Annotated in this window: 7 protein-coding genes and 1 pseudogene; 7 read left to right on the top strand and 1 reads right to left on the bottom strand. The window is 69.7% G+C overall.

Annotated features, from left to right (window positions below; all coding sequences use genetic code 11):
- Positions 1-204: pseudogene (locus tag HMPREF0058_RS12870) on the bottom strand (hypothetical protein); the annotation flags it as partial.
- Between the two features lie 405 nt (positions 205-609).
- Between HMPREF0058_RS12870 and fdh the strand changes: the two are divergent.
- From fdh to HMPREF0058_RS10625, 7 genes are all read left to right on the top strand, one after another.
- Entirely contained in the window at positions 610-3,840 is a 3,231-nt protein-coding gene (gene fdh / locus HMPREF0058_RS10655; RefSeq protein WP_006549806.1) for a formate dehydrogenase, read from the top strand.
- Positions 3,837-4,883 carry a 4Fe-4S dicluster domain-containing protein gene (locus tag HMPREF0058_RS10650; protein ID WP_006549805.1) on the top strand — a complete coding sequence of 349 codons (1,047 nt, stop codon included), beginning with the start codon at positions 3,837-3,839 and terminating at the stop codon, positions 4,881-4,883. Before fdh ends, HMPREF0058_RS10650 begins: the two co-directional genes overlap by 4 nt.
- Positions 4,880-5,950 carry an NrfD/PsrC family molybdoenzyme membrane anchor subunit gene (nrfD, locus tag HMPREF0058_RS10645; RefSeq protein ID WP_006549804.1) on the top strand — a complete coding sequence of 357 codons (1,071 nt, stop codon included), beginning with the start codon at positions 4,880-4,882 and terminating at the stop codon, positions 5,948-5,950. Before HMPREF0058_RS10650 ends, nrfD begins: the two co-directional genes overlap by 4 nt.
- Positions 5,950-6,798 carry a formate dehydrogenase accessory sulfurtransferase FdhD gene (fdhD, locus tag HMPREF0058_RS10640; protein ID WP_006549803.1) on the top strand — a complete coding sequence of 283 codons (849 nt, stop codon included), beginning with the start codon at positions 5,950-5,952 and terminating at the stop codon, positions 6,796-6,798. The genes nrfD and fdhD overlap by 1 nt, the downstream gene beginning before the upstream one ends.
- A 9-nt stretch (positions 6,799-6,807) precedes the next feature.
- Positions 6,808-7,617 carry an MBL fold metallo-hydrolase gene (locus HMPREF0058_RS10635; protein ID WP_006549802.1) on the top strand — a complete coding sequence of 270 codons (810 nt, stop codon included), beginning with the start codon at positions 6,808-6,810 and terminating at the stop codon, positions 7,615-7,617.
- A gap of 60 nt (positions 7,618-7,677) precedes the next feature.
- Positions 7,678-9,081, top strand: a complete 1,404-nt coding sequence (gene hisS / locus HMPREF0058_RS10630) for a histidine--tRNA ligase (protein WP_006549801.1) — start codon at positions 7,678-7,680, stop codon at positions 9,079-9,081.
- The coding region (locus HMPREF0058_RS10625; protein ID WP_006549800.1) for a GTPase domain-containing protein at positions 9,074-9,360 on the top strand (287 nt) is incomplete at its 3' end. The genes hisS and HMPREF0058_RS10625, both read left to right, overlap by 8 nt.

Here is a 9,360-nt window from a genome sequence, read left to right as displayed (position 1 = left end):
CGGGGCCTGGTCCGCCTCGGCGGTGGGCTGAGCCTCCTGGGCCGGCTCGGCAGGAGCCGCGGCCTCGGGCTCGGTAGAGGCCTCCGGCTCGGGGCTGGTGGGCTGGGGGTCGGTCGCCTGGGCGGCGACGGACTCGGTGACAGGCTCAGCAGCGCTGAGGGTCTCAGGCTGGGACGGCTCGAACTGCTCGGACTGCTCGGTCACGATGTGCTCCTTCAGTGGTTGACGGGGTCGGGCACGCGCGTGCCCTTTCCGTGTCCGCCCGGCCGAGGCCGGGTGATGGTGGTGGTGCCGCAGGGCGACAGCGTCACGAGCCTACCCGTTAGGAGCCCGCGGTGAGCAGGAGGCGGTGCTCGTGGTGCCCAGGGCGAAAGCCGTCGAGGCCGATCGAGGTTTGTTGGACACCTGTCTTTCTAAATTCGTCCGGCTCTGGGGCCGGCCGACCCGCCGGGGCCGGGGCCTCCAGGTACGTCATCCCGGGGCGGAACAAGGGTGGAGAGTCTCTGTGTGCCAGGTGCGTCACGCAGGTGGGACTTGTGGCCTACGATTGCCCCAGCAGACGCAGGCCCCCTGCCTCGCTCCTTGAGTACTCGCGACCCGGAGGTCCCCATGGCACAGCTGCCAACTCTCCTGGACTGGCCCGTCGTCCGTCAGGTCGTCTCCGGCGACTTCCTGGGACGTGGGCGCTCGGTCACCTCGCCGACCACCAAGGCGGTCCAGGCCCGTACCGAGACCGCGGACCGGGTGGTGCGCTCGGTGTGCCCCTACTGCGCGGTGGGCTGCGGACAGCTCATCTACGTCAAGGACGAGCGGATCATCCAGATCGAGGGTGACCCGGACTCCCCGATCAGCCGTGGACGGCTGTGCCCCAAGGGCTCTGCCTCTGAGCAGCTGGTCAACTCGCCTACCCGCATCGCCACCGTACGCTACCGCCGGCCCTACTCCACCCAGTGGGAGGAGCTCGACCAGGACACGGCGATCGACATGATCGCAGACCGCTACATCGACACCCGCCGGCGTACCTGGCAGGAGTCCGACGACGCCGGTCACACCGGTCTGCACCGCACCCTGGGCATCGCGCACCTGGGCGGCGCGGCCCTGGACAATGAGGAGAACTACCTCATGAAGAAGCTGTACACGGCTTCGGGTGTCATCCAGGTGGAGAACCAGGCGCGGATCTGCCACTCGGCTACCGTGCCCGGGCTCACCGGCTCCTTCGGGCGAGGAGGCTCGACCCTGTCCCTGCAGGACATCGCCAACGCCGACCTCGTCATCATCGAGGGCTCCAACTTCGCCGAGGCGCACCCGGTGGGCTTCCAGTGGGTCATCGAGGCCAAGAAGCGTGGGGCCACGGTCATTCACATCGACCCGCGCTTCTCGCGTACCTCCTCCCAGGCTGACCGGCACATCCCTATCCGTACCGGCAGTGACGTGGCCCTGCTGGGCGCCGTCATCAACCGGGTCCTGAGCGAGGAGCTGTGGTTCAAGGACTACGTCCTGACCTTCACCAACGCCACCTCCGTGGTCAGCGAGCGCTACGCCGACACCGAGGACCTGGACGGGCTGTTCTCCGGCTACGACGAGGCGACCGGCACCTACGACGCCGCGATGTGGGAGTACGAGGCTGATGACGGCCTGGAGGGCGACCCGATGCGCCGCTCGCGCATCAGGACCGACCCGACGCTGGCCAACCCCCGCTGCGTGCTCAACCTGCTGCGCCGTCACTTCGCCCGCTACACCCCTGAGCTCGTCCAGGAGGTCTGCGGAGTCAGCCGCGAGGACCTGGACTACCTGGTCGACGCCGTCGTGGCGAACTCGGGCCGTGAGCGCACCACGACCTTCTGCTACGCCCTGGGCTGGACCCAGCACACCGGTGGCGCCCAGATGATCCGGGCCGCCGGCATCCTCCAGCTGCTCATGGGCAACATGGGGCGTCCGGGCGGAGGGATCATGGGCCTGCGCGGGCACACCTCGATCCAGGGCTCGACCGACATCCCCACGCTCTTCCACATCCTGCCCGGCTATCTGCCCATGCCCGTGGCCGGGAAGTCGGACACACTGGAGCAGTATCTGGCCGCAGTGTCCTCCACCGAGCAGAAGGGTAGCTGGGCGGCGGCCAAGGCCTACACCGTCAGCCTGCTCAAGGCCTGGTGGGGGCAGTCCGCCACGCCGGACAACGACTTCTACTTCGGCCAGCTGCCGCGGCTCACCGGTGCGCACGGGACCTACCAGACAGTCCTGCGCATGATGGACGGCGGGGTCGAGGGCTACTTCGTCATCGGCCAGAACCCGGCGGTGGCCCAGGCACACTCGCGTCTGCAGCGTCTGGCGCTGTCCAGGCTCAAGTGGCTGGTGGTGCGTGACCTGCGCGAGACCGAGACGTCGAACTTCTGGCGCGACGCCCCGGAGATCGAGACTGGTGAGCTGGTCACCGAGGAGATCGGCACCGAGGTCTTCCTCATGCCTGCCGCCTCTCACGCGGAGAAGGCCGGCACCTTCACCAACACCCACCGTCTGGTCCAGTGGCGCCACAAGGCCGTGGACGCTCCGGGGGTGGGGATGTCAGACCTCCAGTTCTACTACCTGCTTGGCAAGCGCATCCAGGACAAGCTCGCCCACTCCACCGACCCGATGGACCGCCTCCTGCTGGACATGACCTGGGACTACCTCACCGACGCTGAGGGGGAGATCGACCCGCAGTCCGTGGTGGCCGAGATCAACGGCTACCACCTGGAGGGGGAGAGGAAGGGCCAGCCGCTCAGTGCCTACGCCGACCTCAAGGACGATGGCTCGACCTCGGCGGGGTGCTGGCTCTACACCGGCATCTACGCCGACGGCGTCAACCACGCAGCGCTGCGCCCTGACCGTGACGAGCAGGACGGGCCGCTGGCGCACAACTGGGCCTGGGCCTGGCCGGCCAACAACCGCATCATGTACAACCGGGCCTCGGCTGATGCCGAGGGCCGGCCGTGGTCCGAGCGCAAGAAGCTGGTGTGGTGGGACGAGGAGTCGCAACGCTGGGTCGGCGACGACGTCCCGGACTTCCCGGCGACCAAGGCCCCGGACTACGTGGCGCCGCAGGGCGTGCACGGGCTGGCAGGCCTGGACGGGACGGATGCCTTCACCGCCCAGGCTGACGGCAAGGCCTGGCTCTTCGCCCCGCGGGGACTGGTGGACGGCCCCTTCCCGACCCACTACGAGCCGCAGGAGTCGCCCCTGGCCAACCCGCTGTACGCCCTGCAGGCCAACCCGACCCGGGAGAACTTCGACCGGGCGGACAACCTCTTCGCTCCCTCAGCAGGCCAGCCGGGTGCCGAGGTCTACCCCTACGTGCTCACGACCTACCGTCTCACCGAGCACTACACGTCCGGCGGCATGACCCGTACCTTGCCCTACCTCGCTGAGCTCCAGCCCGCCATGTTCTGCGAGGTTGACCGCCAGCTGGCCGACGAGCGGGGGCTGGAGAACGGGGGATGGGCCACGCTCATCTCGCCACGCGGCGTGATCGAGGCGCGTGTCCTGGTCACCGACCGCTTCACCCCGCTCCAGATCGGTGGACGCACCGTCCACCAGATCGGCATGCCCTTCCACTGGGGCAACGGCACCACCTCGATCACCACCGGCGACTCGGCCAACGACCTGCTCGGCATCGTGCTGGACGCCAACACCCACATCCAGGACTCCAAGGCCTCGACGGTCGACATCCGTCCCGGCCGGCGTCCCACGGGCCCGGCGCGCCTGGAGCTCATGCGTGAGTACCAGCGCCGTGCGGGCCTGACCCCCACCACCGGCCAGGACCCGCTGGGCAGCCTCGCCACCGCATCCGGGAGCATCGCATGAGCATCTTTCGTAACCAGCTGCACGGCCCCACCGACCCGCTGCGTGACGTGGGGTACGGCCGTGAGTACAAGCGCCAGGGCTTCTTCACCGACACCTCGATCTGCATCGGCTGCAAGGCCTGTGAGGTGGCCTGCAAGGAGTGGAACCGCGTCCCGGCCCGCCAGGAGCATGAGCACGGCAACACCTTCTCCGGCAACTCCTTCGACAACACCTACCACCTGGGTGCCAATCAGTGGCGCCACGTGGCCTTCGTCGAGCAGACCAGCGAGCAGGTCGCCGCTGCGCGGCGCTCGGGGGTGGTGGCGCTGGGAATGCCCGGGCACCGGCCCGGCTGGGCCGAGCAGGAGGGGACAACGGCGGACGGCGGAGTTCCCGGTCAGGGCCCTCGGCCGGGCCAGGGTGCCGCGCAGGAGCCTCAGGGACTGCCGGTAGTGCGCTGGCTCATGAGCTCGGACGTGTGCAAGCACTGCACCCACGCCGGGTGCCTGGACGTGTGCCCCACCGGGGCGCTCTTCCGCAGCGAGTTCGGCTCCGTCGTCGTCCAGGCCGACGTGTGCAACGGCTGCGGGTACTGCGTGGCTGCGTGCCCCTTCGGCGTTATCGACCGCCGTGAGAAGGGCACCATCACGATCGGTGGGCACAGCGAGGAAATCTCCAACGGCGGCAACGCCCAGAAGTGCACGCTGTGCTACGACCGCCTCAAGGCAGGCAAGAGGCCAGCGTGCGCGACCAACTGTCCCACTGAGTCCATCCAGTTCGGTGACCACGACGAGATGGTGCGCCGGGCCCGGGCACGGCTGGCTGAGCTCCACGCCCAGGGACACACCGAGGCCCGCCTGTACGGCGCCAACCCGCAGGACGGGGTGGGCGGCACCGGCTCGGTCTTCCTGCTCATGGACGAGCCTGAGGCATACGGCCTGCCGCCGGACCCCGAGGTCCCCACGGCTGACCTGGCCTCCATGTTCAACTTCGCCGGCGTCGCGGGCACGGCCATGATCGCCACGGCCCTCGGCATGTTCATCGCTCACGGGAGGCAGAAGTGACCGTCACCGACCTCGATTCCCTGCGTCCGCCCGTGCCACAGCGCGACGGGAAGCGGCGACGTCGCAAGGCCGTGGGCCCGGACTGGGTGGTGCCGGAGGCCGAGTTCACCTCCTACTACGGGCAGAACATCGTCAAGCCCGCACCCTGGGAGGAGGAGATCGCGATCTACCTCTTCTTCGGTGGCATGGCAGCCGGATCAGGTCTCATTGGAGCAGGGGCGGACATCACCCACCGCCACTCCCTGAGGCGTGTGGCCCGTATCGCGGGACTGGGCTCACTGGGCATCGGGGCCACGGCCCTGGTCATCGACCTGGGACGGCCCGAGCGCTTCCTCAACATGATGCGCACCGCCAAGCTCACCAGCCCCATGAGCGTGGGCTCGTGGATCCTCACCGGCTTCTCGGTCTTCACCGGGGGAGCTGCGGCCCTGGAGATCATCCAGCCCTGGCTGCCGCGTGAGTCGTGGTGGCGGGAGCTGGTGGACGTTTCCTCCATCTTCGCCTCGGCCGGAGCCGCCTTCTTTGCCCCGCCGCTGGCGGCCTACACGGCGGTGCTCTTCTCCGACACCGCCACGCCCTTGTGGCACCAGGCCTACCGCGAGATGCCCTTCCTCTTCGTGGCCTCGGGCCAGGGAGCGGGCTGCGGGCTCAACCTCCTGCTCAACAGGCCCTGTGAGACCGCGCCGGTGCGGCGCCTGGCCGCCGTGGCCGCTGCCTGTGACCTGGCAGCCGACCACATGATGGAGCGGCGTCTGGGCGAGGAGGGCCAGCCCTTGCACGAGGGACGGGCCGGCACTCTGCACAAGGCCGCGAAGATCCTGACAAGCATCGGCGGCGTCGGGGCGCTCTTCGCCGGTCGCAACCGGGCCGTGGCCGCGGTCAGCGGCGCCGCCCTCATCGCCGGCAGCGCCTGCACGCGCTTCGCGATCTACTACGCGGGGCTGGCCAGCGCCAAGGACCCCGTCTACACCGTGCGTCCCCAGCGGCGTCGTTTCATGGACAAGCTGGCGCAGGGACGCTCGGTCACTGAGCCTGGAGGCCAGTGGCCCGAGGACTCGATCTTCTGATGTCGAGGCTGACCTCGCGTCACCGCATCCTGGCGATCGACGCCGACCACCCCGCGGGGTGGGGCCGGGTGGACACGCTCAGTGTCGAGGAGCCGCTGGAGATTCGCGTGGGTGGTGAGCCCTACACGGTGACGATGCGCACTCCAGGCCACGACGTCGAGCTCGCGCAGGGCCTGCTCGCCGCCGAAGGCGTCATCACCACGCTGGAGGATGTTCGGACGGCGCGCTACTGCGCGGGCTCGGTCATGGACGACGCCACCGGCCAGCCCGTCAACACCTACAACGTCCTGGACCTGCGCCTGGCACCGGGTGTGGAGGTCCCGCGTGAGCGCCTGCGACAGGTGGTCACCTCCTCGGCCTGCGGGGTGTGCGGGACCCAGTCGATCGACCTGCTGCGCACCCAGGTGCCCTGGGACCTGCACGCTGACGACGTCCAGGTCGAGGCGGCTACGGTCCTGGCCATGCCTGGGGCGCTGCGCGAGGCCCAGAAGGTCTTCTCCTCCACCGGGGGCCTGCACGGCGTCGCGCTCTTTGACGCCTCGGGCCGGCTGCTCGTGGCCCGGGAGGATGTGGGGCGCCACAACGCCACCGACAAGGTCGTGGGCTGGGCCATGCAGCAGGGGATGCGTCCGGCTCGCGGCACGGTGCTCTTCGTCTCCGGGCGCACCAGCTTTGAGCTGGCTCAGAAGGCGGCCATGGCCGGCATCCCCGTCCTGGCCGGGATCAGCGCTCCGTCATCGTTGGCCGTCGAGGTCGCCCAGGAGGTCGGCATGACCTTGATCGGCTTCGTGCGCGGGCAGCGGATGAACGTCTACACCCATCCTGAGCGCATCATCCTGCCCGGCTAGGCTGGGCTCATGATCCTTGAGCGCACCCTCGCTGCTGTCTTCGGCGCCAACTGCTACGTGCTGGCTGACGGGCCCGGGTGCCCGGCCCTCGTCGTCGACCCCGGAGCCGGTGCCACGCGCGGCGCCCTGGCCCTGCTGCGCTCCCACGGCCTGAGCCTGGGGGCGGTCCTGCTCACCCACGGCCACGCCGACCACGTCTGGGACGCACAGCGGCTCATTGACGCCGCCCACGCAGAGGGGATGCTCGCCAGTCAGGACGCGGTAACCGTGCCCGTCTACGTCCCCGAGCCCGACCGCTACCGTCTGGAGGACCCGGACACGACGACGGCGATCCGGGCCAACGGGATGACCTTCGCCCAGCTCGCCTCCAGCCCGTGGCTGGCTCCGAGCGACCTGCGCATCCTGCCCGCCTCCGCCTTCTCCCAGGCCTTCGAGATCGTGCCGGGCGTGGCCCTGCAGGCCGTGGCTGCCCCGGGGCACTCGGAGGGCTCCAGCATGTTCTTCCTCAACGCCACCCTGGGCGACAACGACCTGCTCTACGAGGCCGAGGTCCTTGACGACCCCTCGACGGTCGAGGAGAAGAGCTACCTCCTGGCGCTGAGCGGAGACGTCATCTTCAAGGGCAGCGTGGGACGGACCGACCTGCCCGGCGGGGACCAGGTGCAGATGTGGGCCACGCTGCGCTTCCTAGCCCAGGCCGTGGACCCGGCCACGGTCCTCCTGCCCGGGCATGGGGCGGTGACGACGATGGAGCACGAGCACCGAGGCAACCCCTACCTGGCCGAGGCCAAGGTCCGCGGCGGGGACCGACACGCCTGATCCTGCGCGCTCCGCGCCCGTGGCGCCCGGGGTTTAGCGCCGGTGCCAGGACGTGGGAGAATGCCGGCCATGGCCTCATCCGTATCTGCGCGCCCAGCCCAGTCCACCCTGTCTGGTTTCCCCGAGTGGCTTCCCGCCGGACGTGTCATCGAGCAGCATTTCATCGACACCCTGAGGCACACCTTCGAGCTCCACGGCTACAGCGGTATCGAGACCCGCGCGGTGGAGCCCCTGACCCAGCTGACGAAGAAGGGGGAGACCTCCAAGGAGGTCTACCTCCTGTCCCGTCTCCAGGCTGATCCCAGCGAGCGGGAGCAGGAGGTCGATCCGGCCAAGCAGCTAGGCCTGCACTTCGACCTCACCGTGCCCTTCGCCCGCTACGTCGTCGACAACGCCGGAGTCCTGCACTTCCCCTTCAAGCGCTACCAGATCCAGAAGGTCTGGCGTGGTGAGCGCCCGCAGGAGGGCCGCTTCCGCGAGTTCTACCAGGTGGATATCGACGTCGTGGGTGACGGCGCCCTGCCGCTGCACTACGACGTCGAGGCCCCGCTCATCATGCACGAGGCCCTGTCCGCCCTGCCGATCCCGGCCGTGACCATCCACGTGTCCAACCGCAAGGTGGCCCAGGGCTTCTACCAGTCCATCGGCATCGGCGACGACCAGCTCATCGAGGTCCTGCGCGTGGTGGACAAGCTCGACAAGATCGGTCCCGAGGCCGTGGCGGCCGAGCTGGTTGAGGCTGTCGGGACCACGCAGGCCCAGGCGCAGGCGGCCCTGCGCCTGGCCACGATCTGCTCCCCGGACCCGCAGGCCGTGCGTGAGGCGGTGGCCCAGGCCCTTGACGGCGCTGAGCCCACCGAGCTGCTGGCCACGGGCCTGGATGAGCTGTCCGGCCTGCTGACCACCGCCGCCCGCCGTCGTCCCGGCGCGATCGTGGCGGACCTCAAGATCGCCCGAGGCCTGGACTACTACACCGGGACCGTCTACGAGTCCTTCATGGCCGGGGCCGAGGACCTGGGATCGGTGTGCTCGGGCGGGCGCTACGACTCCCTGGCCTCCAACGGCAAGCGCACCTTCCCGGGCGTGGGCATCTCGATCGGACTGTCCCGCCTGCTCTCACGCGTCATTGCCGACGAGCTGGTCGAGGTCAGCCGGGCGGTGCCGACGGCCGTCCTCGTGGCCGTGACCGACGAGGAGCACCGAGCTGCCTCGGACGCCGTGGCTGACGCCTTGCGCCGACGCGGCATCGCCACCGACGTCGCGCCCACCGCGGCCAAGTTCGGTAAGCAGATCAAGTTCGCGGACAAGCGCGGGATCCCCTTCGTCTGGTTCCCCGGCGCCCAGGGCGAGGAGGACTCCGTCAAGGACATCCGCTCCGGCGAGCAGACCCCGGCCGACGCGCAGACCTGGGTGCCCTCCGACCCGCAGGACCTGCGTCCCCAGCTGCGGGTACGCGGTGCCTGACACCCTCCTGACGCAGGTCGCCGGACTGCGAGCCTGCCTGGACGCCGTCGAGCTGCCCTACCGGCTGCCCGGCGCCGAGGCGAGCCGTCGGCAGGCCCATGACCTGGCGGCGCAGCTGGGCGGCTACGTCCTGCCGCGCCTGGAGTCGGCTGACGCCCCCGTGCTCGCGGTCGTCGGCGGCTCGACAGGCGCCGGCAAGTCCACCCTCGTCTCCTCGCTGGTGGGACAGGCGGTGGTGGCCTCCTCGGCCATCCGCCCCACGACGCGCCGGCCCGTGCT

Source organism: Actinomyces urogenitalis DSM 15434 (assembly GCF_000159035.1).
GTDB lineage: Bacteria > Actinomycetota > Actinomycetes > Actinomycetales > Actinomycetaceae > Actinomyces > Actinomyces urogenitalis.
This window is presented reverse-complemented; position numbering and strand designations above follow the sequence as displayed.